The 23,118-nt window shown below is 61.6% G+C and carries 33 protein-coding genes; 14 read left to right on the top strand and 19 right to left on the bottom strand.

Translation table 11 applies throughout. From position 1 onward, the window contains the following. Positions 1-28 precede the first annotated feature (28 nt). The 13 genes from ACK2VC_RS15755 to ACK2VC_RS15815 all read right to left on the bottom strand — a co-directional run bounded on the left by ACK2VC_RS15755 (position 29) and on the right by ACK2VC_RS15815 (position 6,820). Positions 29-1,423 carry an RNA-directed DNA polymerase gene (locus tag ACK2VC_RS15755; RefSeq protein WP_486731325.1) on the bottom strand — a complete coding sequence of 465 codons (1,395 nt, stop codon included), beginning with the start codon at positions 1,421-1,423 and terminating at the stop codon, positions 29-31. Positions 1,424-1,437: 14 nt separating this feature from the next. After that, on the bottom strand, positions 1,438-1,791 hold the full coding sequence (locus tag ACK2VC_RS15760; protein WP_486731326.1) for a four helix bundle protein: 354 nt from the start codon (positions 1,789-1,791) through the stop codon (positions 1,438-1,440). Between the two features lie 18 nt (positions 1,792-1,809). Beyond that, entirely contained in the window at positions 1,810-2,181 is a 372-nt protein-coding gene (locus ACK2VC_RS15765) for an Lcl C-terminal domain-containing protein (protein ID WP_486731327.1), read from the bottom strand. Positions 2,182-2,208: 27 nt separating this feature from the next. Further along, positions 2,209-2,616, bottom strand: a complete 408-nt coding sequence (locus tag ACK2VC_RS15770; RefSeq protein WP_486731328.1) for an Lcl C-terminal domain-containing protein — start codon at positions 2,614-2,616, stop codon at positions 2,209-2,211. A 13-nt stretch (positions 2,617-2,629) separates the two neighbouring features. Beyond that, positions 2,630-3,142, bottom strand: coding sequence for a hypothetical protein (locus tag ACK2VC_RS15775; protein WP_486731329.1), 513 nt, complete (start codon positions 3,140-3,142; stop codon positions 2,630-2,632). Positions 3,143-3,147: 5 nt separating this feature from the next. Next, entirely contained in the window at positions 3,148-3,474 is a 327-nt protein-coding gene (locus ACK2VC_RS15780) for a hypothetical protein (RefSeq protein ID WP_486731330.1), read from the bottom strand. Between the two features lie 136 nt (positions 3,475-3,610). Then, on the bottom strand, positions 3,611-4,465 hold the full coding sequence (locus ACK2VC_RS15785) for a DUF2303 family protein (protein WP_486731331.1): 855 nt from the start codon (positions 4,463-4,465) through the stop codon (positions 3,611-3,613). Next, complete coding sequence (locus ACK2VC_RS15790; protein ID WP_486731332.1) at positions 4,465-4,809, bottom strand: hypothetical protein; 345 nt, start codon at positions 4,807-4,809, stop codon at positions 4,465-4,467. Before ACK2VC_RS15790 ends, ACK2VC_RS15785 begins: the two co-directional genes overlap by 1 nt. A 29-nt stretch (positions 4,810-4,838) precedes the next feature. Further along, positions 4,839-5,027, bottom strand: a complete 189-nt coding sequence (locus tag ACK2VC_RS15795) for a hypothetical protein (RefSeq protein WP_486731333.1) — start codon at positions 5,025-5,027, stop codon at positions 4,839-4,841. Positions 5,028-5,030: 3 nt separating this feature from the next. Then, positions 5,031-5,228 (bottom strand): hypothetical protein, encoded by a 198-nt coding sequence (locus tag ACK2VC_RS15800; RefSeq protein WP_486731334.1) that lies wholly within the window; start codon positions 5,226-5,228, stop codon positions 5,031-5,033. A gap of 128 nt (positions 5,229-5,356) precedes the next feature. Then, entirely contained in the window at positions 5,357-6,037 is a 681-nt protein-coding gene (locus ACK2VC_RS15805) for an Lcl C-terminal domain-containing protein (protein WP_486731335.1), read from the bottom strand. 46 nt (positions 6,038-6,083) lie between these two features. After that, positions 6,084-6,266, bottom strand: coding sequence for a hypothetical protein (locus ACK2VC_RS15810; protein WP_486731336.1), 183 nt, complete (start codon positions 6,264-6,266; stop codon positions 6,084-6,086). Then, entirely contained in the window at positions 6,263-6,820 is a 558-nt protein-coding gene (locus tag ACK2VC_RS15815) for a hypothetical protein (RefSeq protein WP_486731337.1), read from the bottom strand. The genes ACK2VC_RS15810 and ACK2VC_RS15815 overlap by 4 nt, the downstream gene beginning before the upstream one ends. A gap of 191 nt (positions 6,821-7,011) precedes the next feature. On the opposite strand from ACK2VC_RS15815, the gene ACK2VC_RS15820 reads away from it, so the two are divergent. Continuing rightward, on the top strand, positions 7,012-7,488 hold the full coding sequence (locus tag ACK2VC_RS15820) for a hypothetical protein (protein WP_486731338.1): 477 nt from the start codon (positions 7,012-7,014) through the stop codon (positions 7,486-7,488). 95 nt (positions 7,489-7,583) lie between these two features. Here the strand turns inward: ACK2VC_RS15820 and ACK2VC_RS15825 are convergent, their stop codons facing one another. The 5 genes from ACK2VC_RS15825 to ACK2VC_RS15845 form a co-directional block, all read right to left on the bottom strand. Then, positions 7,584-8,123 (bottom strand): DUF4760 domain-containing protein, encoded by a 540-nt coding sequence (locus tag ACK2VC_RS15825; protein ID WP_486731339.1) that lies wholly within the window; start codon positions 8,121-8,123, stop codon positions 7,584-7,586. Between the two features lie 149 nt (positions 8,124-8,272). Continuing rightward, positions 8,273-8,569 (bottom strand): YHYH domain-containing protein, encoded by a 297-nt coding sequence (locus tag ACK2VC_RS15830; RefSeq protein WP_486731340.1) that lies wholly within the window; start codon positions 8,567-8,569, stop codon positions 8,273-8,275. 21 nt (positions 8,570-8,590) lie between these two features. Beyond that, positions 8,591-9,127: a phospholipase D family nuclease gene (locus tag ACK2VC_RS15835; RefSeq protein ID WP_486733261.1), complete on the bottom strand. Its 537-nt coding sequence runs from the start codon at positions 9,125-9,127 to the stop codon at positions 8,591-8,593. 33 nt (positions 9,128-9,160) lie between these two features. Further along, on the bottom strand, positions 9,161-9,394 hold the full coding sequence (locus ACK2VC_RS15840) for a hypothetical protein (protein ID WP_486731341.1): 234 nt from the start codon (positions 9,392-9,394) through the stop codon (positions 9,161-9,163). Between the two features lie 91 nt (positions 9,395-9,485). After that, positions 9,486-10,199 carry a S24 family peptidase gene (locus tag ACK2VC_RS15845; RefSeq protein ID WP_486731342.1) on the bottom strand — a complete coding sequence of 238 codons (714 nt, stop codon included), beginning with the start codon at positions 10,197-10,199 and terminating at the stop codon, positions 9,486-9,488. Positions 10,200-10,268: 69 nt separating this feature from the next. Between ACK2VC_RS15845 and ACK2VC_RS15850 the strand changes: the two genes are divergently transcribed. Continuing rightward, complete coding sequence (locus ACK2VC_RS15850; RefSeq protein ID WP_486731343.1) at positions 10,269-10,556, top strand: helix-turn-helix domain-containing protein; 288 nt, start codon at positions 10,269-10,271, stop codon at positions 10,554-10,556. A 272-nt stretch (positions 10,557-10,828) separates the two neighbouring features. On the opposite strand, the gene ACK2VC_RS15855 is transcribed toward ACK2VC_RS15850, so the two are convergent. Beyond that, entirely contained in the window at positions 10,829-11,035 is a 207-nt protein-coding gene (locus ACK2VC_RS15855) for a hypothetical protein (protein ID WP_486731344.1), read from the bottom strand. A gap of 134 nt (positions 11,036-11,169) precedes the next feature. On the opposite strand from ACK2VC_RS15855, the gene ACK2VC_RS15860 reads away from it, so the two are divergent. From ACK2VC_RS15860 to ACK2VC_RS15915, 12 genes are all read left to right on the top strand, one after another. After that, positions 11,170-11,661, top strand: coding sequence for a phage regulatory CII family protein (locus ACK2VC_RS15860; protein WP_486731345.1), 492 nt, complete (start codon positions 11,170-11,172; stop codon positions 11,659-11,661). A gap of 38 nt (positions 11,662-11,699) precedes the next feature. Then, complete coding sequence (locus ACK2VC_RS15865) at positions 11,700-12,095, top strand: hypothetical protein (protein WP_486731346.1); 396 nt, start codon at positions 11,700-11,702, stop codon at positions 12,093-12,095. Continuing rightward, complete coding sequence (locus tag ACK2VC_RS15870; protein ID WP_486731347.1) at positions 12,092-14,473, top strand: VapE domain-containing protein; 2,382 nt, start codon at positions 12,092-12,094, stop codon at positions 14,471-14,473. The genes ACK2VC_RS15865 and ACK2VC_RS15870 overlap by 4 nt, the downstream gene beginning before the upstream one ends. A gap of 357 nt (positions 14,474-14,830) precedes the next feature. Beyond that, complete coding sequence (locus tag ACK2VC_RS15875; RefSeq protein ID WP_486731348.1) at positions 14,831-15,028, top strand: hypothetical protein; 198 nt, start codon at positions 14,831-14,833, stop codon at positions 15,026-15,028. After that, the gene (locus tag ACK2VC_RS15880; RefSeq protein WP_486731349.1) at positions 15,025-15,822 is read left to right on the top strand and encodes a hypothetical protein; all 798 of its coding nucleotides are present in this window, start codon (positions 15,025-15,027) and stop codon (positions 15,820-15,822) included. Before ACK2VC_RS15875 ends, ACK2VC_RS15880 begins: the two co-directional genes overlap by 4 nt. 99 nt (positions 15,823-15,921) lie before the next feature. Continuing rightward, on the top strand, positions 15,922-16,437 hold the full coding sequence (locus ACK2VC_RS15885; protein WP_486731350.1) for a terminase small subunit: 516 nt from the start codon (positions 15,922-15,924) through the stop codon (positions 16,435-16,437). A gap of 89 nt (positions 16,438-16,526) precedes the next feature. Continuing rightward, the gene (locus ACK2VC_RS15890; protein WP_486731351.1) at positions 16,527-18,479 is read left to right on the top strand and encodes a phage terminase large subunit family protein; all 1,953 of its coding nucleotides are present in this window, start codon (positions 16,527-16,529) and stop codon (positions 18,477-18,479) included. After that, positions 18,476-18,742, top strand: a complete 267-nt coding sequence (locus ACK2VC_RS15895; protein ID WP_486731352.1) for a Mor transcription activator family protein — start codon at positions 18,476-18,478, stop codon at positions 18,740-18,742. Before ACK2VC_RS15890 ends, ACK2VC_RS15895 begins: the two co-directional genes overlap by 4 nt. An 86-nt stretch (positions 18,743-18,828) precedes the next feature. Then, complete coding sequence (locus tag ACK2VC_RS15900; RefSeq protein WP_486731353.1) at positions 18,829-19,062, top strand: hypothetical protein; 234 nt, start codon at positions 18,829-18,831, stop codon at positions 19,060-19,062. A 1-nt stretch (position 19,063) separates the two neighbouring features. After that, complete coding sequence (locus ACK2VC_RS15905; protein WP_486731354.1) at positions 19,064-20,632, top strand: phage portal protein; 1,569 nt, start codon at positions 19,064-19,066, stop codon at positions 20,630-20,632. 75 nt (positions 20,633-20,707) lie between these two features. Then, positions 20,708-22,714 (top strand): ClpP-like prohead protease/major capsid protein fusion protein, encoded by a 2,007-nt coding sequence (locus ACK2VC_RS15910; RefSeq protein ID WP_486731355.1) that lies wholly within the window; start codon positions 20,708-20,710, stop codon positions 22,712-22,714. Positions 22,715-22,778: 64 nt separating this feature from the next. Continuing rightward, entirely contained in the window at positions 22,779-23,114 is a 336-nt protein-coding gene (locus ACK2VC_RS15915; protein WP_486731356.1) for a DUF2190 family protein, read from the top strand. Positions 23,115-23,118: the final 4 nt, after the last annotated feature.

Here is a 23,118-nt window from a genome sequence, read left to right on the forward strand (position 1 = left end):
GGAATAGACAGGCGCGATAGGGTGGATGTCATATTTGCCCCCTGGAGACGTGCCGAGGGAAGGTCTTGGTTAGGTCGCGCGCAACGCAATGACCACGCCGCATCACGGCCTTGGCCAGCGCCGCCCGGTCGCTGTGGCTGCTGTCGGATTGACCCAGCAAGCCGAAATAGCTGTTTGCGGAGGCGTGCACCTGGCCTGCTTCCACGCTGGCGATCCTCCTGACCGCTTCGCGCACGGTTCGGCGCCGGGTGCGGCTGCTCCACGGCTTGATCACATGACCGACAAAATCGACGCCGCGATCGACCGGCTGCAGGATGGTCTTGCTCGGATTCAGGTGCGCGTGCAGCCGCTCAGGCAGGAATGCATCGATGTCGGCCAGCGCTGCGTTGAGCCACTGCGGCGATTCGTGCAGCAGGATGAAGTCGTCGACGTAGCGGATGTAGTGCCGCGCGCGCAGTTGGTGCTTGGCGTGCTGGTCGAGCGCGTCCAGGTAGACGTTGGCAAAAAACTGCGAGGACAGATTGCCGATCGGCAGGCCAAGATGCGCGGGCTGGCTGCCCAGCCGTTTGTGCGGCGGCACCAGGTCGATCATGTCCGGAGCGCCACGCAGTTCGAAATCCTGCCGTGGATCGTGGAACAGAATGGTATACGTGAGTTGCTGCCACCACGGCTCGGTGATGCGCCCCGCAAGCTGTTGCCATAGCACCTGCTTGTCAATGCTGGGAAAGAAATTGGCGAGGTCGAGCTTCAGGTACCAGACCGGCTTCGACCAGTTTTCAGTAGCACTACGGATCTTTGCTTCGAGACGCCGGGCGGCGTACAGCGTACCGCGGCCGGGGATGCAGGCGCAGGTGTCGGCGATGAACGAAGCGTAAAAGCGCGGCGCGATGCGGTTGTACAGCAGGTGGTGCACGATGCGGTCGCGGAAGTCGGCGGCCCACACTTCGCGCGGTTTCGGCCGGGTGATGATGAAACAGATTGAGCGACCAGGCTGGTAGGAACCGTCGCCCAACTCGTCATGCAGGCGTATCAGGTTGCGCTCCAGATCCCGCTCGAAGGCGAGAGCGCTGGCGGTGTTGCGCTTATTCTTGCGGCAGTCGAAATAGGCTTCGACCAGTTCAGAAAAAGAAAAATCAGCATGGTGGTGCGCGGCTTGATCTGCGGACGGCGCGGGCACGCAACTCGTTGTTCGTGTGGTTGTTGTTCTGGTTGCCGTTGTCGAAGTTCTGATACCAGGCGTAGTCGGAGTTGGAGGCGTACTGCGTCCTGTCGTGCTATCTACGTCGCCCAGCCGAAGGCCGGGGCCGATCAGCGGGGAAACTGCGCCAGACCTGCCAAGCCAGCTGCCGGTGGTTTCCGTGGTGCGCATGGCGGTGGCCTCGTGAGCCAGCGGCACAACCAGATTAAGAGTTCGCTCAGTCATGATGGCCGTGACCGTCAGGAAGCGGGCGAAAGTGCGGAACGGCGCCAGCCACCAGCCTGCTTGCCGACGCTGTTGGTCAATTCGATGGCCTTGGCGTACTGGCCGGTCGAGATCAACCGTTTGTCGCGCGAGAGCCGGAGCAGCAGCTCGGCGACTTGCAGCCGCTCGATCAGCGTGCCCAGGTGGGCCGCTTTCTCGCGCGCGACGTTTGCGCGGAAGATCAGTACCACGATCTCGACGCATTCATCACGGAGCTTGCCGCCGATCGATGCCTTGAAATCCCTGGGCATGTTCTTGGCGAGGTCCGTGATGACGTCGAGCAGATCGTAGGCGACCTTGTAGATCGGCAGGTTGGTGTGGAGTGCCATGCTGATGAAAGGACTAAATTACTGAATTTTTAATCTGCGGACGGCGCGGGCACGCAACTCGCCGCTCGTGTGGTAGTAGTTCTGGTTGCCGTAGTCGAAGTCCTGACACCAGGCGTAGTCGGAGTAGGAGGCGTACTGCTCGCCGGACCAGTACCACCGCGGCTGGAACTGCTCTTTCAGGTTCGCAAACAGCAACGATTGTTCGCGTCGCGTCGGCAGTTCGCCACCGATCTTCGCCGCCCACTTCTTGGCCTTCTGCCAGGTGAGTGCCTCGGCTTCGCCGGGCAGCAGAATCAGGTGGTGGTCCGGCTGTCCCTCCTTGCCGAGAACGATGCCGGCGTACTGTTCGCCGTCCTTGAGGTTCTCTTTGATCCACTGTGCTTTGCTCATTGCTGCTCCCTGAAAATGGATGAATGATTAAATTTTTAATCTGCGGACGGCGCGGGCACGCAACTCGTAGTCCGTGTGGCTGGTGAGCTGGTAGCCGTTGGCGAAGTGCTGATACCAGGCGTAGTCGGAGTAGGAGGCGTACTGCTCAGCAGACCAGTACCAGTCCCGCTTAAACTGATTTTTCAGATTGGCATAGAGCAGCGCCTGTTCGCAGCGCGTTGGCAGTTCGCCGCCAGCGTTCTCGGCCCATTGCTTGGCATCGCTCCAGTTGATCGATTCGGCTTCGCCAGGCAGCAGGATCAGGTGGTGGCTCGGCATCCCGTCTTCGCCGATGACGATCCCGGCGTAGTGTTCGCCCGAATTCAGGATCGGGATTGCAATGACGCAGGCCGGAATGGCGGTCGCGTCGGTTGGAATGGCTTGGGTGGCTTGCATGACTTCTCCTCTGTTAGATGCCGCTTGGTTGGTGTTCCGGCGCGCTCCGGTAGACATGGCCGCCGTTGATGCGCGCGTAGACCTCGGCCAGCGCCGCGCGCATTTCTTCCTTGCTGGTGATCTTCACTTGCTCGTCGTGGACGCCCAGGGCTTCGCGGATCGCGCAGATCGCCTCGCCGTCGTAGCGCCAGATGGCGGTCCGCTCGGCGCGGACCTTCGCGCGGAAGGCGCCATCCAGTGCCTTGACGATGTAGGGCTCGTACTCATGGCCGATGCCGCGCTCGGTCAGGATCAGCGCGACATTGAGCGAGACGACGACAATGCTCCAGTTTTCTTCGCTGGAGGCTCCTGTGGTCATGGCGTTGAATGCCAGCCAGTAGGCGCATTGCAGGTCGGTCTGGTCGTCGGCAGCGATCGGCCGGGCGTCTTCGGCCCGGGCGTGCAGGCGGTCGATAGCGGCCAAGCCACCGAATGGGCTGACCGTGCGCGGGCGGTAGCGCTTGGTGCGCCGGGTTGCGTGTGCCATGGCGGTCAGTGGTCGTTGTCGAGGATGGTGACGACGCGCGCCGGCACCGACTCCTTGGCCTTGGCCTCGGCCTTCAGCGCCGCGTAGGCGATGCAGTCTTCGGCGCTGTCGGCGTGATAGCCGGGGCGCTGGAACAGTCGTACGTCCTTCAGGTCCTGCAGCAGCAGCCAGCCCTCGGCTTCGGTCAGGTCGTGCCCGGTCTTGGCGTTGAACGCTTGCACTGCGCGGCCCATGCTGCGCTCGCCATCGGGTTTGTCATACGTCGCAGCGCGAGCGTTCAAATGGCCGGCAGCGTTGAGCATCAGATCTGCGGCGGTAGGTGGTGCTGACATTACTGGCTCCTGAATGGGTTGTGAAATGCCTGTCTTCCCAGGCTGCCCACACAGTCACGCGGCGGAGGCGATGCTGAAAGGATTTCCGCGCCTGTGCTGCCGGTGTTTGCCCACCTCCGGCTGGGGCGATGGATGGTTATCCCGCCTTGCCGACCAGCACGGTGTATTCGCTCTCGCGGGCGCGCTCGATGTAGGTCTGGAACGCGTCTTCGATGGCGTTTTCCGGGCGGTCCAGTTCGTACCAGAACTTGACGCGGCCGGCGCCGAGGCGATACTTGAGGCGGGCCTTGATCGAATAGCCTTCACCACTCTTGAACAGTCGCACGCCGATCTTGAATTCGCGCGGAATTTCCAGCGAGCCGTTGGCGGCGCGGGCGTCGATGGTTTCGCTGTAGGCCAGTTGCACCTGGCCGTTGTCGAGCCGCTTGCTGCTGCTGAAATTGACTTCCGTCTTGGCCTGCATGGTCAGCGCCACGGCAAGCATGACGTCACCGGAGGGCTCGACCACGTCGGCGATGTTGTCCTCGAGAAAAACGGCAAACTCTTCCTGCTCCATCGGCTTCTTGTTGTGCGCCAGCCAGGTGGTGAGCTCGCGGCTGAGGTCGGCGGCATACACGGCGCGGTGATCGCGCCAGCCCGGGCGGCCGCTTTCTTTCTGGTCGTTGAAGACGGCGGTCAGTGTGCGCGCGTCCGGGTCGGCGTAGATGTATCCGGCTCCGGCGCAGTTCTGATCTGCTGCATAGACCAGGAAGCTTTCCATGTCGCGCAACTCAACCCTGCCGCGCTTACGGTTCGGCAGCGGGCTGGCTTTTTCCACCGCATCCGTCAGGTCGATATGCTTGTAGCCGTCCGGCACCAGCAGGTGCGTGGTGCCTCCATGCACCTTGACATTGGCGGCGGCCACGGCCATCCCGCCGATGTGCTGCAGGGCGCTGTCGGTGATCTGCAGGGTCTCGCCGTGGCCGGCGATGGGGTTGGTCTGGTTGGTCATTATTGAGCCCTCTTCAGGTTGGACAATGGCGCCGGCGCGGCTTCACGCAGCTCCAACGATTGCTGTTTCGGGTGGTTGCGGGTCAGGTCGTTGTCGTCGGTCAACCAGAAAAAATCCTCGCCGCGATCCGGCTTCGGCAGCGCCAGCGTGATGGCGTCGGAAATCGTCACCTTGTCGACATCGCCGCCGCGCGTGGCGGGCTTGATCTTGATCTTCAAGGACAGCTCGCCGCCCTTGCCGGTCTCCTTGACTTTGCTGATCAGCTCGGCCAAGTGGGCAGACATCTCTGTGTGGGCGCGGCCGTCGCGCAGGTCCTGCAAAAACACGGCAAATGCTTTGCTCATGGTTCTCCTTCTTGGTGATGGTGTTGCGGTTAATCGAGGTCGTTGGCCTGGCGCTTCTTGACGTCGAAGCGGATACACTGCTTACGGTGCTGGCGCGCCAGGAGGCGCAGCACCCGGTTCTGGGTCGGGTTATTCAGCATGTCGGCGAACGGCATCTGGAACGCGAACTTGCGGTGCACGATCTGCAGGTCGTACAGATCCGGCTCGACGGGCGCCATGGCTTAGAAGCCGCGCAGTTCCGACTGCAGCAGTGCCTGCTCGGCATGCAGGAGGCGCTCCGCCTGGAAGCCGTTTTCGCGTTCGGATGCAATGAACGCCAGGTGGTAGTCGATCGCATAGAGCCGGCGTTTAATCCACAGGCGCCGCAGCCAGCGAAACAGCGGTGTCAATGACAGCGTGAATAGTTGTTGTGTGCTCATGGGGAGAAGCTCCCTAAAAATCCGATGATCAAAATAAGACCAATCGCGCTGATGGCCGGATGCCGCTCGGCGAACGGCACCATGCGGGCATCAAACGCCTGGAGGAGGGCGGTCATGAAAGGGTTGAATTACTGAATGACTAATCTGCGGACGGCGCGGGCACGCAACTCGTCGTGCGTGCGGAGGCCGTCCTGGCCGCCGTAGCCGAAGTACTGACACCAGGCGTGGTCGGAGTAGGAGGCGTACTGCTCGCTCGACCAATACCAGGCGCCCGTAAATCGATCCTTCAGGTTCGCGTACAGCAACGCCTGTTCGCGCCGAGTCGGCAGTTCGCCGCCAGCGTTCTCGGCCCATTGCTTGGCATCGCTCCAGTTGATCGATTCGGCTTCGCCAAGCAGCAGGATCAGGTGATGATCGGCGGCCCCATCCTCGCCGCGTACGACGCCGGCGTAGACGCCGCCTTGCTCGGGCCAGTCGGCACCGATGCGGGGCGGGGTAGTCGACGCCGCGACCTGGTTGGCATTGTCATCAGCCCGCTTCGGCACCCATTGGCCGTCGCGGAAAACACAGTGATCGGTCAGCGCCTTCCAGAAATGGTCGCGGCCCTGATGGGCCCACAGTTCGGGGCGCGTGGCGCCCAAAAAGCGGCGGATGATTTCGCGACCGATGGTTTCGGTGAGGTCACCGGCGTCACGATCGCCATACGGCGCCGGGTTGGCCTGGGCGACGTGCCAGAGGGCGGCCAGGTGGGAATCAGTGGTGTTGTCCAGGGATTCGGCATTGATGGCGATGCTGATGGTGTGCTGCATGTTGGCCTCCGTTGTGGGGTGTGGTGTTGGCGCTGGCGGGGCTTGCTCAGCCATCCAGCCGCTCGACGTCGATCACGATGACGCGATCTGGGGTGACCAAGCGCGCCAGGCGGAATGCTTCGGTGGCGTTTGGCGCCTTGAGCTGGATGAAGGCGTCGAGCGCGGGGTCGAGTTCGCACGCCTGGCCATGGGGCCGTGTGCGGCAGCGGTAACTGGCTGGCGTAGTCATGCGGCACCGCCTTCCTTGCCCATTTCGTCGGCAGCCTCACGCAGCTCTGCCAGAAGTTCGCTGGCCGGCCTGAGGACCGGCGGAACATCGCACACGGAAATGCGCTCTTCGTGCCAGTCAGGTGGCGCTATGGAGGCCTCTATGGCGGCCGCATCAAGGCTGGTGATGACCTCCATGGCGTCCAGCCGAGTGGTGCCGTCCCATTGCGGCAGGGTGCCGCCATAGACGTAGTCCCATGCCGCTTGCAAGCCCAGCAGTTCGGCGATTTCCGCCTCGGTGCCGTGGTAGACGATCGTTCGCGCTGACAACTCCTGCGGGAGTTGCTCGACGTAGTCGTCTGTGAGGTAGATGGCGGCGCCGCGTTCATCATCAAAGATGGCAGCACGTGCGTTACCCGGCTGGCTGATTGCGGATGCAATGGCCCAAAGAATGGATTGCGCTTGCTCGATGCTGTGGACTGGAATGTCCGCGGGGCGTGTGCCGTGGTGGCCACACTGCCATTCGATGAAGCGCAGGGTGTAGGGTGCGCTTGCTGCGTCCTGTTTCGTTTCCATCCTCTTCTCCCCTTCGCCTGGCTGGCTGTGTTTGGTGATGCGATGGAACCATCGTAAGACAGCTTAAGGGAAATGTCAAGTTAGCTTAAGAATATAATTTAAGTACGCTTAAGGTTGTTGTAAAATCTCCCCAACACCCAAATCCGGGTGGGAAATGCGGTTGCTACAATCAAGTCAACCAGGAGAGGGAAATGAGCGACGTACTGGAATGGGCTGAGAAGGCCGGGTTGGAAAACCTGAGATTTAGATTGCAGAATGCGGAAACGCTGGCTAAGGAAGCAGCGGCAACGCTTGCACTGGTGCTTGCCGGGATGGCTGGGTCTTTGGCGTACGCCATTAAAGGCTTTGAACAGCCATCGGCATCTCCACTGGCTATCGGCGCGGCGGTGCTTGCTGCATGGCTTATGGTTGTCGGCTGTCTGTTGGTAGCGTTTTGCATGCTAACAACATCGCTTCCAACGCCAACGAACGAGCCGGCAAATCTTTGCCAGAAAGAGTATCCGCTCGATGCGCTCCGGGCGGTGGAATTGAGAAATATCCAGGGTCGCATTGATCAGGTGAGAGTGCGGAATCATCGGGTAGCGGCATGGCTTGACCGCACCCGATTGCTTGCGCTGGCAAGTCCGATAGTGTTCGTTATCTCGGCTTGGGTCTGGGTGGCACACTAGCTTGGTCCCTGCGTTCTGGTGTAGGTTGCGGGGATATGTCAGGCGGGGAGGGCGTAAAAAAGCCCACCGCGGAGGGTGGGCTTGGCGGGTCGCTGCTACAAAGAAAATAATCGCCGTAGAAGAGTGGGTGGTTTTTTTGTCAGCGGATCGTCTTTCCAACGATTACACAGCCATTCAAATTCTTGGTACAACGTCTCGGTTTTTTGTTTCAGTCGTATCTCAACGATTAAACCATTTAACGCGTTCCAGTCTTTCATGATCATCGAGTAACGCATCCGTTTGTATATTTTTTCGTCGAAGGCGCCTTCCCGAATTCCCGAAGCGAGAAATTCGTAGTTATTCAGGGTAGCTTGTATTGCTTTGTATTGGGGCGAGTCAGGCTGATCCAAATATTTTGAGAGGTTACTATCATTTTTCCGGTGTAAATCCACCACAATGCTCCGTGCCTCAGTTAGATTTTGATCACCTCGTTGATGTAAGACTAGGTCAATCGTGGCGCGGTTGCGCGCCTGCTTGCCGTTGGCGCGGATCACATACATGGCGCCAATCGCCGATATGAAAAAGGCTCCTGTTTGTATCCAGAAGCCTATTGATTCCCCCAAGAGCATTATTTTTTGTACTTGCTCCACCGCCATGACTTAGTCGTCCCAAGTATCCTTCATGCTAACCCCCCGTGATGAACACGCCCCTTGTTTTCCCTTACGAACGACAGCCGGCCACAAATAAAATCAACCGACTGAAATAAAGCATAGCATATCTGGGAGAGATGGGTGCCCGCATCACATCAACACCCATACCGCCTCTTGCCATTGACGATGCGGTACCTCCCGCCACGCGGCCCCACGAGGCAGGTTTGATCGGACTGTGCAGTTGGCGCCAGCTTGGCGGATGTCGGGCGCCGCGCTTCGTCAGGCTCCGGGTTCGCGGCGGGTGAGCTGCGATGGCAGTGGTAATCCCCCGTCTTGCGGTTATGGTGGCAGCCCTGCGAGTCCAGTCCGCCGCCATGGGCGTATGCCAGTGCCGGCAGCAGGAACGAAGCCCAGATTAGGGCCTGTCTCACACCTATTTTTTTTGCAAGCACTTGCCGCCTCCCTTTTTGGACTCAATACGACGACTGCCAATCCACCCCTTGATCCCACCGTGACTGCCAGTGCCCCAGATAGCTCGTTGCCAGCCCCGGATTGTTCCTGATCACCACCACGTTTTCGCTGTTCGCCTTCGCCGCGCTGGCCGAGTAGTTGAACGAGCCAGTCTGCACCGTCTTGCCATCGCTGACGATGAACTTGTCATGGTGGATCCGGTAGGTCGCTACCGTGCGCGCTGGAATGCCGGCATTCACCACCAGGTTCAGTGCCGCGATTCCGCTCTTCGACTTGCTATTTGACCCATCGACCGCCACGCGTACGTCAACGCCGCGCTTCTTGGCGGCGATCAGCGCCCGAATGACCGGAGGCGACGTGAATGCATACGCGGCCAGGCGGATGCTTTGCTGCGATGAATCGATCGTGCGCAAAATCAGCGCCTGGGCGCCGTCGCCTGGCGAGAATGCGGCCTCGATCGCTGGTTGCTGCGCCGCTTGGAATGCATGCGCGCTGCCGAGCGACAGCGCGCAGAGGAGAATGACGAGCGCGCGCAACACCGTCAAACCTGCGTTTCCTGGCGGGCCAGTGCACTATTTTGATTCGGCGACCAGCCTCTTGCCAATGGGCGAATCAGTGGGCACGATGTTTTGGCTTCCGCAGGCGCGGCAGGCCTGGTGGCGGCTGCTCAGCCGCCAAATCGAATAAATCAGTCCTGGTACCAAAAAGCAAATCCAGAGAATGAGTTCGGTAAAAATTGAGCCCTTCGTCACTGTTTTTGGATGGCCCTGCGTACCGCAAGCTGTACAGATCATTTCGTGGTGCATGTTATCCCCCTGAAACCGAAAAGATGGCGCGTTGATGCCATTTCCCTCTCCCTTGTCCCCGGCAGACGGCATGCCGGCGTGCCGCGACGCCTTAAAAATCTTCGCTCTGCCAGACTTTCAGCACCTTAGCGAACACTTCAAAATCCATCTCTGGTGTGATCGTCCACGTCTCGAATTCTTTGTTTTTGGATATGGCGCGAAGACCAACGCCTGGAACGCGCTGCAGGATTTTGATGAACCCCTCGTCGCCAACGCGGAAAAAATAGACGGCATCCTCCTTGACTTCGCGCACGCCACGATCAACCAGCAGCGGATCGCCCGGGTTGAACATGCCTCGCATTGAAGGGCCGAAGCCGGTAACGATTGCGAGATTCTCAACGCCGGTGTGGGCAGGAATGTTTTTCTGCACCCATTCTCCGTTCACCCTCCAGCTCTGAATTTCGCCTGGTTGATCCCGTAATAACACGCCATGCCCCATTGATCCGGCAACATCTTTGTATTGCCTTATTTCAACATCATCGCGCTTTTTTGTGATTGATACAACATTGCTTTCGACGCCGGCGAGCCCTTGATCCGATAGCCGATCACCAGATCCGTTTTCCAACCAAATCGCATTCACGCCAAGATATGCGGCAACCAGCCGCGCCTTTGCTGCACTGATCCCGTTTGTGTCGCCAAGCCAGTAGCTTGCCGACGCGTCAGACACACCAGCGGCGCGCGCAATGTCGGCCGGGCTAATTACAACCCCGTCGCGACGACCTTTTTCATCCATCGCCAACTTTAGGCGCTCTGACAATAGTTTCATAAAGGTAGCTTAACAATCTAGATATTAAGTTGGCTTGACATCAAACTTAAGTCGACTTAAGATCGAGCTATGAATCCATCACAAATTATTGACGAACTGGGCGGAACTGCGGAAGTGGCTCGACTCTGCAAGGTCGAAATGGCCGCCGTCTCGCAGTGGCGACACAACGGCATTCCAAATGCGCGGCTCATGTTCCTGAGGCTGGCTCGACCAAGCGCGTTTGGAGATGAGCCGACCACCACGGAAAGCTCGGAAACCTCATTCCCCATCCCCGGCCACCCCATCGACGGCGCCACTGTGCGCGAGACGATCGCCAAGACCCGGCGGGTAGGGGATCAGAAAGGGCACGTGGAATGAACAAATCGTGGCGCCTGGCGTGCGTCGGATGGCATCTCTTTTTTTGCCCAAATTCAAGACATTGAGAAATATCAAACAAAGAATTTCGATGAAGGCAATGACCGTGGTGGGTGACGTGGCTGGCGGTCCTTCGTCCCCTCCAATTGGTTGCCATCCCTGGGACAAGAGCGGGCTGCGCTTGTCGCTATCCGTCGACCCTGAGGGCGTTGTGGAAATATTTTCATTCGAGACCGCCAGCACGCTGTTCCTGCCTGAGCGCGATGTAGAGCAGCTTATAGAAGCGCTGCGGAATCGGAATCGAACTGCGTTATTGCCTGAAATAAACGACCTTGATCCTTTTTCGTGAATTTGCGGCTGCGGTAGAACAACCGGGCGACTTTGGCGGCTTGGGCATCGGTCAGCGGCGACAGGGAAACGACCTCGATGTAAATACCGCCGATATGGAACCGCGTCGGGTGCCGCACTGAAGGTAGCTTCATGGGAGTTCCTTTGCCGGAACGTTGTTGAGTGGAATTGGCAATGTATCACTTTGGAACTCCCGCCAAATTGTCTGTGAAGCAAGAGTATCCGATGCCGGTTTGTTGAGCATCGGTAATAAAAAGGAAAAATCGCCATGACCTACCGATACTCGGACATCAACCAGCACGACGCCCGCTACAACCTGGCGCGGGCCTACCCGGGCGGCATTGAGATGCTGGCCAAGCGCATGGGAATGTCGGTCAACGTGCTGCGCAACAAGCTGGCGCCCGGCATCAAGACGCACTACGTCAGCGACGAAGAGGATTCGCTGATCATCGAGTATTGCCAGGAGGCGGGCGTGGCCGATCCACTGCGCGCGCTGCTGGCTAAGAACTGGCGCCACCGGCTGATCGCGTTTGCGGTGCCCGACGTCGATCATTTGTCGAACCGGGACCTGACGCAGGCCATGTGCCACACGGTGCAGGAATTCGCCGATGTGATGAGCAGCACGTCAGCGGCGCTGGCCGATGGCAAGGTGACGCTGGCTGAAATGGACAAGCTGGAGAAGGAGATGCAGGAGGCGCTGGCGGCCTTGTGCGAATTGCGCGAGCGGGTGCGTGCGGCGACGGAAGCGAGGTCCGCATGACCCGGCCCGCCGGTCCCCGCGTCGGGAGCATAGCACGCATGATGCTGGAAGCGTTGTACGACCGCGGCGGCGCGCTCGCGATCGATGCGCTGCGCGCGCTGGCGCCTGCCACGCATCGGGCGCCGGCGAAGTTCCGGCTGACGGTGTTGCAGCCGATCGAAAACTGGCGGATGGCGTTTTGTGATGGTGACCAGGTACGCCTGACGCAGGGCGCCTACGCTTTCATTCGCGCCGAGCGCGCAGCCAGGCCGCAGGCGGAGTCGGCAGCACCGGCCACGCCGCCGGCGCCAGCACGGAGCGCGCCGGAATTCCGGGAGCTGGCGCCCGGGGCGCTGCGCGCGGGCGGCCCGTGCCGGCCCGGCATGGATGATTACAAACGGATTCCGTCGCTGTTCTGTGGTCGGCGGATCGTGCCGGGAGGCGCTACCGAATGACGCTGCAGGCGCACGATTTCGACCGGGTAGCGCAGGCTGCCCTGGCATCGATCGAAACGCTGGTAGCGGAATGGCTGCCGTCTGGGGTGCGCGAGGGGCACGATTGGTGCGTGGGGTCACTGGCGGGTGAGGCGGGCAAGTCACTGCGGATCTGCGTGTCTGGCGCCGGCGTTGGGCGCTGGTCGGATTTCGCGATGCACTCCGATGGTGTCAATGACGGCTTTGCCGGCGGCGACCTGATTTCGCTGTATGCGGCGATCGAGCGGATCTCGCAAGGCAAGGCCTGCGCGGCGATTGCCAACCGGCTGGGCATCACCTTGTCCGATGACGGCTCGCGCGCACGGAACAATGCTGGCGCCGCCAGCCAGCAGAAATCGGTGCCGGCGCCAGCGATACGTGGGGAACAGCCGGCAGCGCCGAAACCGCGTACCGAATGGGCGCCGCTGCTGCCGGTCCCGACCGATGCGCCATTCCCGCCGGTCGCACACCTGAAGCGCGGAAAACCGCAAGCGCGTTGGGAATATCTCGATCAACAGGGCAGGCTGCTGGGGCTAATCTACCGGTTTCAGACGTCGGATGGCGGCAAGGATGTACTCCCGTGCGTGTATGCGGAGCACCCGGCTACCGGCGCGCGCGACTGGCGGTGGATGGCATTCCCGGCGCCGCGGCCGCTGTATCTGGCCGCACCGCTGCGGGACGGCGCGCTGCGGCTGATCGTCGAGGGCGAGAAATGTGCCGACGCCGCCTACCGAGCCCTGGCCGGAGGTCTCGATGTGCTGAGCTGGTCTGGCGGCGCCAAGGCGGCGGCCAAGAGCGATTGGTCGCCGGTGCACGACTGCAAGGTGGTGATCTGGCCAGACAACGACGAGCCCGGCATGCGCGCCGCGCGGCAGATTACCGACATCCTGACTGCGCAAGGTTGCGAGGTGCGCTGGGTGACGCTGCCGGACGGCGTGCCGGAAGGCTGGGATGTGGCCGACGCGGTCGATGAGGGGCGCGATGTGCGGGAGCTGCTACGCGCCTTGCACGATCCGAACGCGGCCACGGCGGTGCTCGATGCTGCTTCCACCCCTGCACCCGCTGGCGCGAGCGGCGCCGATTCGGTGCGGGCGGTGCGAGCTCGGTTCATCCCGACGGCGAACGGCGGGATCAAGGCGTGCCGCGAAAATGTCTTCATGGCACTACAGGGTGACCCGCTGCTGCAGGGGATCGTCGCGCTGGACCAGTTTTCCGGGCTGCAGGTCAAGCGCCGCCCGGTGCCGTGGGTCGGCGATGTGGGCGAGTGGACCGAGGGCGATGATTTCCACCTCGGCATGTATCTGGCGCAAACCTATGGTCTGGTGATCGCCGCCATTGGCGACATCGAAAAGGCCGTCTCGCAGGCCGCGCGCGAACATGCGTTCAACCCGGTGACCGACTATCTGGATGCGTGCAAGGCCAAGTGGGATGGCGTGGAGCGCATCGAAACCGCCTTTTCGACGTACTGGGGTTGTCAGGATTCGGAATATCTGCAGTTGGTCGCCACAATGTTTTTTATTGGCCTGGTCAAGCGCGCTTACGAGCCGGGCGTCAAGCACGATCATGCGCCGGTGTTCGAGGGCGGGCAGGGCGCCGGGAAGTCGACCGCCTTGAAAATTCTCGGCGGTGACTGGTTTGCCGATACGCCGTTTCGCATGGGCGAGAAGGACGGCTATTTGTCGATCCAGGGCGTGCTGTTGTATGAGGTGGCGGAGTTGGAGCAATTCAACCGCTCCGAGGTGACCGCGATCAAGGCGTTCATGTCGTCCACCAGCGACCGTTTTCGCGAGCCTTATGGCCGCCGCATGAAGAACATGCCGCGCCGCACCGCATTTGCCGCGACTACCAACGAGGGCGAATATTTCAAGGACACCACCGGCAACCGGCGCTTCTGGCCGGTGGCGTGCGGGCGCATTGATACCGACGCGCTGAAACGCGATCGCGATCAGTTGTTTGCTGAGGCGGTGATCCTGATGGAAGCCGGTGTGCTGTGGTATCCGACACGTGATCAGCAAGAGCGGTTGATCAGCCCGGAACAGGAGCGGCGGGAAATCCCGGACGTCTGGTTTGGCCGCCTGTACGAGTACGTCGAGGGTATCGATGCTTATGGCGCGCCGACGCTCGGCGGCAAGCTGCAGCGGGTGACTGCGCGCGAGTTGCTGGTCAAGGCGCTCCAATTCGATCTGAGCAAGCTGGGGGCAGCAAAGCAGGAAACCATGCGTATAGCCGCTTGCATGCGCAAGATGGGCTGGGGTAAGGAGCGGGAAGCATCCGGCGCGCGCGAGCGGTACTACGTGCGTCCGGCGGCGGCGGTATCGGCAACCTTGCCGCAGGAGGCCGAAGATGCGTTGCCGTTGTGATTCGGTTTTAGCGGGTGGAAACTCGATTGGCAGCCAGGGATCGCGGGCGCATGGTGCGCAGGCGGAAAAGGCGGAATCGTCCCACATCGCCGCGCCGTCCAACCTGTTGTTTTTAAGGTTGGACGGCGCAAACCCGCATGGATATTGGCTCCGCCAACCTCCCAACTTCGCCAACCGACATGCGCCCGCATATGTGCGCGCGTATGCGTATACGCGGGCGGCGAGCTGTTCCTGCTGCGAATCGCTTTCCAGCAAAACACCAAAACGGGTTGGCGAGGTTGGGAGGTTGGCGGAATCAATGCTGGCGCGGCTCTTGACCGTCCAACCTCTCACCCAACCTTTTCGAGGTTGGACGGAATGAGTGAGCCGAATCTTCGGAAACAGATGCCGACCGTGGCCGCTTGGATCGATGACCTGCGTGCGGCGTTCGGCAAGGAAATGATCGACCAGCAGATTCGCAAGGGGATGAAGGGCGAACCGACGTTCTGGGCATCCGAGAACGGGCACGAGATTGGCACCAGGGTGTGGCGGGATCGCGCGGGAGATAAAGCATGAAGATCAGCATTACCACCAACTTCGACGAGGTCGCGCGCCGAGTGGACGCCATCGGCAAGCAGGCGCGGTTCGCCGCCGCGGTGGCATTGACCCGCACCGCCCAGGACGTGCGCACCGCGATCCGCGATGAAATGCCGCGCGCGTTCGATCGGCCGGTGCCATACACGCTGAACAGCTTGTTCCTGAAAGGCGCGAGACCGGACAAGCTGGATGCGCTGGTATGGGTCAAGGATGATCCTTTCGCCTCAGGCACCCCGGCCGACCGCTTTCTCGGCCCGGAAATCTTCGGCGGTGAGCGCCAGCAGAAGCAGTTCGAAAAACTGCTGCAGCGCGCCGGCATCCTGCCGCCAGGCTGGCATGCCGTGCCGGGCGGCGGCGCCGAGATCGACGCATACGGCAACATGAGCCGCGGCCAGATCGTCAAGATTCTGGCGTGGTTCCGCACCTTCGGCGAGCAGGGGTATAGCAAGAACGTCACTGCCGGCGGCCGCGAGAAGCTCAAGCGCGGCACGCGGACCAAGCGTGGCCTGGAATATTTCGTCAGCCACGGCCCAGGAACATCACGCGGCAATCGGATGCAGCACCTGCCAGCCGGGATCTGGAGCCGTACCGATACCGGATTCGGCAAGGCAATCAAGCCCGTTTTGCTGTTCGTCAAGGGAACCAGCTACAAGCCGCGCCTCAAGTTCTTCGAGATCGGCACCGCGGCGGCAGAGCAAAAATTCGGCGGTCACTTCGAGCGTGAACTGCAGAACGCGCTGCGCACCGCACGGCCTGCAGCGGGCAAGGCATGATGCCCACCCCGGGGTCAAGGTACTCCCAGGCAAACCCCGATTACGGGTAATTCATATCCCGGTTTGTCGCTAGTTACGTGGTTTTGCTAAGGGGGTTATGTGATTGATTTAAAAGGGAAAGTAACACAAGCGGTGTTCGGTAGATTAGTTGGGATCAGCCAGCCGGCCGTGAGTGATTTGCTCTCCCGTGGCGTACTCCCAGAGGACGGCACCGCCGCCGACTGGCTGCGCGCCTACTGTGCGAACTTGCGCGAACAGGCGGCGGGCCGCGCCGGTGAGGGCGAGCTCGATCTGGTGGAAGAGCGCGCAGCGCTCGCGCGTGCTCAGCGCGAAAAAATCGAAATGCAAAACGCGGTGACGCGCGGTGAGCTGGCGCCGGTGATCTTGATCGAGCAGGTGCTGACCAAGGCTGCGTCACGGACGGCCGGGATACTGGACGGCATCCCGAGCATGATCCGCCGGCGGGTACCCACCCTGACCGCCGGCGATCTCGACACCATCGCGGGTGAAGTGGCTCGCGCAAGGAATGTGGTGGCGTCGATATCGCTGGCTGACCTACTCAATGACGAGAACGCCACCGTCGACGCATCAGAAACCATGGAGGGTGGCGACTAATGGATTTGTCTGAACACACCCGCTTCATCATACCGGCGCTCGAAAAACACCTGAAGCGCGGCCTGTCCGCCTTTGGCGTTCCGGAGCCGATGACGCTGGAAGAATGGGCGCGCGAGCATTTCTATCTGTCCGCCGAATCGTCCTACGTCGAGCAGCAGTGGACGCCCTGGTGGTTCCAGCGCGCCATCATGGCATGCATCAGTAACGACGATATTCGCGAGGTGGACTGGCGCAAGGCGGCGCGCGTCGGCGCAACCAAGATCATCCTGGCTGCGATCGGCTATTTTGCCCAGCACAAGCGTCGCAACCAGGTGCTGTGGCAACCGACCGACGACGACCGGGACGAGTTCGTCAAGACCGAGCTGGACCCGATGCTGCGCGACGTGGCGGTGATGGAGTCGGCATTCCCGGCCTTCCTACGGCGCGACAAGGACAACACCCTGCAGCAGAAAAAATTCCTCGGCTCCATGCTGCACCTGAAGGGCGGCAAAGCAGCAAAGAATTACCGACGTATCAGCGTCGATGTCGGTTACATGGACGAGTACGACGCCTTCGACAGCAACATCGAAAAGGAAGGCGACCCCGGCACACTCGGGGAAAAGCGCGTCGAGGGCGCCACCTTCCCGAAGATGGTATTCGCCAGCACGCCCAAGCTCAAGGGCTTTTCCAACATTGAAAAGCGCGAGCGCGTCGCGGACATGCGACTTGCCCCGCACATTCCGTGCCCGGAATGCGGAGAATTCCACGCCATCTCCTGGGGCGGCAAGGATGAACCGCACGGCTTCAAGTGGGTGGGCAATGACCCTGAGACGGTTCGCCACCTTTGCCCGCACTGCGGCGCCTTGATCGGCCAGGCGCAATACCTCGCCGTGGGCGAGCAGGGCCGGTACCAAGCCGACGACGGCACTACGCTCGATGCCGCCGGTGTATTTCGCAATGCCGCGGGCGAGATCATTCGCCCGCCGGCGCGCATCGCCTTCGTCGGCGCCTGGAGCGCCTACAGCCCGAACGTATCGTGGACCGACATCGTCCGCGATTTCCTCGCCGCCCATCGCGAGGCGCAGGAAGGCAAGAAGGAAAAGCTGCAAACCTTCTGGAACACCACCCTGGGCGAGTACTGGGCAGAGGAATTTGAAAAGACCGACGACAACGAACTGCGCGCCCGTGCTGAGCCGTATCCGCTCGAGCGAGTTCCCATGGGCGCCGTCCTGCTGCTGGCCGGCATCGACACCCAAGACAACCGGCTGGAATGCGTGGTCTGGGGTTACGGGCGCGGCTGCCAGATGTGGGTGGTGGCGCATCGCGTGTTCTTCGGCAACCCGGACGAAGACGACGTGTGGACGGACCTGGAAGAGTTCCTTTTCGAGACCGACTTTCCGCACGCGAGCGGCCAGAGCCTGCGCATCTACGGCGCCGCGATCGACACCCGCGGCCACAAGACCCAGGCGGTCTACACCTGGGCGGCCAAGCACCAGCGCCGCCGCGTGTTCGCGATCGCCGGCCGATCCGGTCGGGAGAAGCACATCAAGGATGGCGCCAGCAAGGTGGACATCGATTTCCGCGGGCGCGTGCGGAAGAACGGCCTGATCCTCTGGTGGGTCGGCACTAACCTCGCCAAGGACCTGATCCATGGCCGACTGCAAATCACCACACCTGGCCCCGGTTACATGCACTTCAGCCACGAGCTGTCCGATGAATTCTTCAAGCAGTTGACTGGCGAGGCGCGCACCACTCGCCGCACCACGCGGGGCGACGAAAGCGCCTGGACGTCGCTCCGCAAGCGCGTCGAGGCGCTGGACTGCACCAACTACGCGGTGTGGCTGGAAACCCATTTCGAGTTGACGAAGAAGCCGGCCAGATTCTGGAACGAACTTGAAGGCAAAGTGCAGCCAGTGATGGCCGATCTTTTCCACCAGCCCGCGACCGAGCCTGCGCCAGCCACGCAAGCAGCACAGACGAAAGCGCTGCCGGTGCGTCCGGCGGCGCCGCAACAGCGTAATCAATTCGCCAGCGAGGACTGGCTGCGGCGGGGGATTCGATGAACGAAGCCGAAGACATCATTACCGACTTCTTCAATCAAGTGCGCATGATCCTGGGCGCAGACGCGATGCCGGAGGCGGACGCGAAAAAGATCGAGCGCAAGCTGCGCTGCATCTGGGGCGGGCAGGAGCCCTATATCCGGAAAGACGGCGAATCGAAGGCGGAGCTAATCCGGACCGAATTCAACGGTCGTAACCGCCTCGAGCTTCAGCAAAGACATGGCGTCAGCAAGGCCCAGTTCTACCGATACCTGAAGGGCAGCTGACGCCACAGGCAAAAAGTCTCATTCTTCCCCTGGAAATGAGACACCGCCGCCGGTAAGGTGGCAAGACTTCCTGAAAGGACGCACCGATGACCACCGCCACCGAGATGTTGACCAAATACCTGACCGCCGAGCAGGCGCTGCTGGAGGGTAAGGAAGTGTCGTTCGGCGACCGCAAGCTGCGCATGGAAGACCTCCCGTCGATCCGCGCCGGTCGGCAGGAATGGGAGCAGCGCGTCGCCGCCGAGCTGGCCAGCACCGCCCGGGTGCCGACCATCGGCGGCATGCCCTTCAAGCTGGCCAGCTTCAACCGGAGCAATTGAGATGGCGAAACCTGTGGCCATGAACGGCATCGATCGGCTGGTCGCCTACCTGAACCCGACCGCCGGCCTGAAGCGCATTGCGGCGCGTAGGGTGCTGGCCGAGTACGAAGCAGCCAAGCCGTCGCGCCTGCGCAAGTCGACGCGCGATGCGCGCTCTCCCGACCTGCAGGTACAGAAAGGCGCCGCGGCGCTGCGGATGCTGGCACGCAACCTGGAGCAAAACCACGACATCGCCCGCGGCGCCCTGCGCGTGCTGGTCAACAATGTGGTTGGTCCGGGCGGCATCGGCGTCGAGCCACAGCCGCGTCGCAAGAACGGCGAGATCCACGAAGAATATGCAAAGGCCCTGCGCGAAGCCTATCGCGACTGGTGCCGCCGCCCGGAAGTAACGCACTCGCACCACTATGCGAAGGTGCAGCGGATGGTGGTCAAGACCTGGCTGCGCGATGGCGAGGCTTTCTCGCAGCGCCTGATCGGGCCGGTGCCGTACCTGGACCACGGCACCCGCGTGCCGTATTCGCTGGAGTTGTTCGAAGCTGAGATGGTGCCGATGGATTACGACGATGACGCCAAGCGCATCCGCCAGGGCATCGAGCGTAACGCCTGGGGCAAGTCGACCGCCTTCTGGGTCTACAAGGGCTACCCGGGCGATTCCGGTTCGCTGAGCCTGAGGCAGGAGATGAAGCGCATCGAAGCAGCACGCATGTTGCACGTGGCCAGCGTCGATCGCATTAACCAGCTGCGCGGCGTCTCGGAATTCGCCAGCGTTATTACCCGCCTCGAAGACATCAAGGACTACGAAGAGTCAGAGCGCATCGCAGCCAAGATTGCAGCCGCGCTCACGGCCTACGTCAAGAAAGGCGCCCCGGACCTGTACAACCCGGAAGGCATGGAAACGGATGCCGATGGCCGACCGATTCCACGCGAAATCGGTCTGGCTCCCGGCATGATCATCGACAGCCTGGCCGTCGGCGAAGAGATCGGCATGATCGATTCCAACCGGCCCAATCCCAACGTGGTCGCCTTCCGCCAGGGTCAGTTGCGTGCCGTGGCCGCTGGCCTCGGCGGCAGCTATTCCAGCATCGCCCGCGACTACGGCGGCACCTATTCGTCGCAGCGTCAGGAACTGGTGGAGCAGTGGATCCACTACGCCGTGCTGGCCGATGAGTTCACTGGCCAGTTCGTGCAGCCGGTGTGGGAAGACTTCGTACTGGCGGCGCATTTGTCCGGCGTGGTGCCGATGCCCAAAGACCTCGATATCGACACGGCCGACAATGCGCTGTTTGTTGGGCAGTCGATGCCGTGGATCGATCCGTTCAAGGAAGCGATTGCCATGCGTACCTTGGTGCGTGCCGGCTTTGCCAGCGAAGTCGAAGTCATCCGCCGCCGCGGGGCCAACCCGCGCGACGTGATAAGCCAGATCGCGGCCTTCCGCAAGGAAGCCGACGACCAGGATTTGATCTTCGATTCCGACGCTGGCAAGGCCAGCGCGGCGGGTACGGCGCAGGACTACCTGCGCGCTAGAGACGGGATCGATTACTCCGCGGACCCGGCGCCGGACCAAGCTTAAAAATAGTCTCATTTTTCCCCTGGAAATGAGACTTCTAAATTGCCAGACTGTTCGTACTTACAGGAGTGCGAACAGATGGCTCAACAAAATCCCTGGTACAGCATCCGCGCCCGCGCGCAGGCATCGACCGCGGAAGTGCTGATATACGGCGACATCGGCGAATCCTGGTGGGACGACACGGTCACGGCCAAGGATTTCGTGCGTGAGATCGCAGCGCTTGACGTCGACGAGCTGACCGTTCGCATCAACAGCTACGGCGGCTCTGTCTCCGACGGCATCGCCATCCATAACGCGCTCAAGCGCCACAAGGCCAAGGTCACCATCACCATTGATGGGGTCGCCGCGTCGATTGCCAGCCTGATCGCGATGGCCGGCGACACCGTCGAGATGGCGGAAAACGCCCTGCTGATGGTTCATGCACCGTGGGGTTATGCAGCCGGCAACAGTGCCGAGATGCGCAAGTTCGCCGACATGCTGGACACCTGGGCCGATGCTATGGCCACGAGTTACGCCAGCAAGACTGGTCGCGACAAGACGGAAATTCTTGCCCTGCTGACCGATGGTGAAGACCACTGGTACACCGCAGAAGAGGCCATAGCCGGCAAGTTCATTGACGCCGCCGTGCAGTCGCTACCACTGGCGGCGTCGCTGGATCGCCAGGCGCTGGCCGCGCGTTTCAAATCCATTCCCCAAGTTTCAACCCCTGCGGCAGCCGCCGCACCTCAACCTCAGGAGCCTACAATGCCCCAAGCTACCCAAACGGCGGCACCGTCGCAACCCGCCGTCACTCTGAACGAAGAGCAAATCCGCGCCGCCGCCGTCGCCGCCGAGGCGGACCGTCGCGATGCCATCTCGGGCGCCTTCGCCAAGTTCGCCGACATGACTGGCGTTGCAGATCTGCGTGCCGCTTGCGAAAGCGATGTCAACTGCAGCGTCGACCAGGCCAACGCCAAGCTGCTCGCGCACATCGCTGCCGGTGCCACGCCGGTGGCCGGCACGCGCGTCGTGACGATCGAAGATGAGCGCGACAAGTTCCGCGCCGGCGTCTCCGCCGCCATCCTGGCGCGTGGCGGACTGGCCAAGCATGACTCGTCCAACCAGTTCCGGGGTTACTCTCTGTTCGAGATTGCCCGTGCCTCGCTGGAGCAGTCCGGCATCAAGACCGGCGGCATGGACAAAATGAAGCTGATCGCTGCCGCTTTTACGCACACCGGCAGCGATTTCCCGCTACTGCTGGCCAACGTGGCAGAAAAGGCCATGTTGAAGGGCTACGAGGAAGCCGAGGAAACCTTCCAGCTCTGGACCAACGTCGGCACCCTGTCCGACTTCAAGATCGCTAACCGCGTCGGCCTGAACGATTTCCCGGCGCTCGGCGAAGTTCCGGATGGCGCCGAGTACGGGTATGCCACCGTCGGCGAGCGCGGTGAGCAGATCCGACTCGCCACCTACGGCAAGCGCTTTTCGATCACCCGCCAAACCATCATCAACGACGACCTGGACGCCTTCTCCAAGTTGCCGCGCCTAATGGGCCGCGCAGCCATCCGCACCGTCGGCAACCTTGCCTATGCGGTCCTGACCGGCAACCCAAACATGGCCGACGGCGTGGCGTTGTTCCACGCCAACCACGGCAACCTGCCGACCGGTGCCGCAATCAGCACCACGAGCGTGGACGCCATGCGCGTGGCGATGGCCAAGCAGACCGCCGGTGGTGGCGCACTCAACATCCGTCTAGCCAATTTGCTTGTGCCCATTGCGCTGGAAGGTACCGCCAAGGTGGTGCGCGACTCCGAGTTCGAGGTCGGCGCCGCCAGCAAAAACAACACCGTTCCCAACAGCGTGCGCGGCACCTTCGAAGTCATCTCCGATGCTCGCCTGGATGCCGCCAGCGCCAGCGCATGGTACGGCGCGGCCAACCCGGCAATGCACGACACCGTCGAGGTCTCCTACCTGGACGGCAACCAGGCGCCGACGCTGGAACAGCAGAACGGCTGGAACGTCGATGGCGTCGAGTTCAAGGTGCGCATCGATGCCGGCGTCAAGGCACTGGATCACCGCACCATGGGCAAGAACGCCGGCGCGTAACAGTTCATTAAACCAGGCGCGGCCTTGACTGGCCGCCTCTCAATCCAGATCAGGAGTATTGAAAATGGCAAAGAACTACATTCAGGAAGGCGACACCCTCGTGCTGCTGGCGCCGTATGACCGCACCGGCGGCGAAGGCGCACTGATCGGCTCGCTGTTCGCCGTGGCGCTGGCCGATGTCGTCAGCGGCGCTCTCGGCACCTTCACCCCGCAAGGCGTGTTCTCGTTGAACAAGACGAGCGCGCAGGCGTGGACTGTCGGCGCCAAGATCTATTGGGACAACACGGCCAAAGAGTGCACTACCACCGCGACCAGCAACACGCTGATCGGTTGTGCGGTGGAAGCGGCCGCTAACCCCAGCGCCACCGGGATCGTCCGGCTGAACGGGACGGTGGCGTAAAGGC

This window comes from Herbaspirillum sp. WTB6 (assembly GCF_057457785.1).

Excerpts from the sequence above, each read along its gene's own strand:
- ACK2VC_RS15755 (WP_486731325.1), bottom strand. The coding sequence starts at position 1,423 with ATGACTGAGCGAACTCTTAATCTGGTTGTGCCGCTGGCTCACGAGGCC.
- ACK2VC_RS15760 (WP_486731326.1), bottom strand. The coding sequence starts at position 1,791 with ATGGCACTCCACACCAACCTGCCGATCTACAAGGTCGCCTACGATCTG.
- ACK2VC_RS15765 (WP_486731327.1), bottom strand. The coding sequence starts at position 2,181 with ATGAGCAAAGCACAGTGGATCAAAGAGAACCTCAAGGACGGCGAACAG.
- ACK2VC_RS15770 (WP_486731328.1), bottom strand. The coding sequence starts at position 2,616 with ATGCAAGCCACCCAAGCCATTCCAACCGACGCGACCGCCATTCCGGCC.
- ACK2VC_RS15775 (WP_486731329.1), bottom strand. The coding sequence starts at position 3,142 with ATGGCACACGCAACCCGGCGCACCAAGCGCTACCGCCCGCGCACGGTC.
- ACK2VC_RS15780 (WP_486731330.1), bottom strand. The coding sequence starts at position 3,474 with ATGTCAGCACCACCTACCGCCGCAGATCTGATGCTCAACGCTGCCGGC.
- ACK2VC_RS15785 (WP_486731331.1), bottom strand. The coding sequence starts at position 4,465 with ATGACCAACCAGACCAACCCCATCGCCGGCCACGGCGAGACCCTGCAG.
- ACK2VC_RS15790 (WP_486731332.1), bottom strand. The coding sequence starts at position 4,809 with ATGAGCAAAGCATTTGCCGTGTTTTTGCAGGACCTGCGCGACGGCCGC.
- ACK2VC_RS15795 (WP_486731333.1), bottom strand. The coding sequence starts at position 5,027 with ATGGCGCCCGTCGAGCCGGATCTGTACGACCTGCAGATCGTGCACCGC.
- ACK2VC_RS15800 (WP_486731334.1), bottom strand. The coding sequence starts at position 5,228 with ATGAGCACACAACAACTATTCACGCTGTCATTGACACCGCTGTTTCGC.
- ACK2VC_RS15805 (WP_486731335.1), bottom strand. The coding sequence starts at position 6,037 with ATGCAGCACACCATCAGCATCGCCATCAATGCCGAATCCCTGGACAAC.
- ACK2VC_RS15810 (WP_486731336.1), bottom strand. The coding sequence starts at position 6,266 with ATGACTACGCCAGCCAGTTACCGCTGCCGCACACGGCCCCATGGCCAG.
- ACK2VC_RS15815 (WP_486731337.1), bottom strand. The coding sequence starts at position 6,820 with ATGGAAACGAAACAGGACGCAGCAAGCGCACCCTACACCCTGCGCTTC.
- ACK2VC_RS15820 (WP_486731338.1), top strand. The coding sequence starts at position 7,012 with ATGAGCGACGTACTGGAATGGGCTGAGAAGGCCGGGTTGGAAAACCTG.
- ACK2VC_RS15825 (WP_486731339.1), bottom strand. The coding sequence starts at position 8,123 with ATGGCGGTGGAGCAAGTACAAAAAATAATGCTCTTGGGGGAATCAATA.
- ACK2VC_RS15840 (WP_486731341.1), bottom strand. The coding sequence starts at position 9,394 with ATGCACCACGAAATGATCTGTACAGCTTGCGGTACGCAGGGCCATCCA.
- ACK2VC_RS15845 (WP_486731342.1), bottom strand. The coding sequence starts at position 10,199 with ATGAAACTATTGTCAGAGCGCCTAAAGTTGGCGATGGATGAAAAAGGT.
- ACK2VC_RS15850 (WP_486731343.1), top strand. The coding sequence starts at position 10,269 with ATGAATCCATCACAAATTATTGACGAACTGGGCGGAACTGCGGAAGTG.
- ACK2VC_RS15855 (WP_486731344.1), bottom strand. The coding sequence starts at position 11,035 with ATGAAGCTACCTTCAGTGCGGCACCCGACGCGGTTCCATATCGGCGGT.
- ACK2VC_RS15860 (WP_486731345.1), top strand. The coding sequence starts at position 11,170 with ATGACCTACCGATACTCGGACATCAACCAGCACGACGCCCGCTACAAC.
- ACK2VC_RS15865 (WP_486731346.1), top strand. The coding sequence starts at position 11,700 with ATGATGCTGGAAGCGTTGTACGACCGCGGCGGCGCGCTCGCGATCGAT.
- ACK2VC_RS15870 (WP_486731347.1), top strand. The coding sequence starts at position 12,092 with ATGACGCTGCAGGCGCACGATTTCGACCGGGTAGCGCAGGCTGCCCTG.
- ACK2VC_RS15875 (WP_486731348.1), top strand. The coding sequence starts at position 14,831 with ATGAGTGAGCCGAATCTTCGGAAACAGATGCCGACCGTGGCCGCTTGG.
- ACK2VC_RS15880 (WP_486731349.1), top strand. The coding sequence starts at position 15,025 with ATGAAGATCAGCATTACCACCAACTTCGACGAGGTCGCGCGCCGAGTG.
- ACK2VC_RS15890 (WP_486731351.1), top strand. The coding sequence starts at position 16,527 with ATGACGCTGGAAGAATGGGCGCGCGAGCATTTCTATCTGTCCGCCGAA.
- ACK2VC_RS15895 (WP_486731352.1), top strand. The coding sequence starts at position 18,476 with ATGAACGAAGCCGAAGACATCATTACCGACTTCTTCAATCAAGTGCGC.
- ACK2VC_RS15900 (WP_486731353.1), top strand. The coding sequence starts at position 18,829 with ATGACCACCGCCACCGAGATGTTGACCAAATACCTGACCGCCGAGCAG.
- ACK2VC_RS15905 (WP_486731354.1), top strand. The coding sequence starts at position 19,064 with ATGGCGAAACCTGTGGCCATGAACGGCATCGATCGGCTGGTCGCCTAC.
- ACK2VC_RS15910 (WP_486731355.1), top strand. The coding sequence starts at position 20,708 with ATGGCTCAACAAAATCCCTGGTACAGCATCCGCGCCCGCGCGCAGGCA.
- ACK2VC_RS15915 (WP_486731356.1), top strand. The coding sequence starts at position 22,779 with ATGGCAAAGAACTACATTCAGGAAGGCGACACCCTCGTGCTGCTGGCG.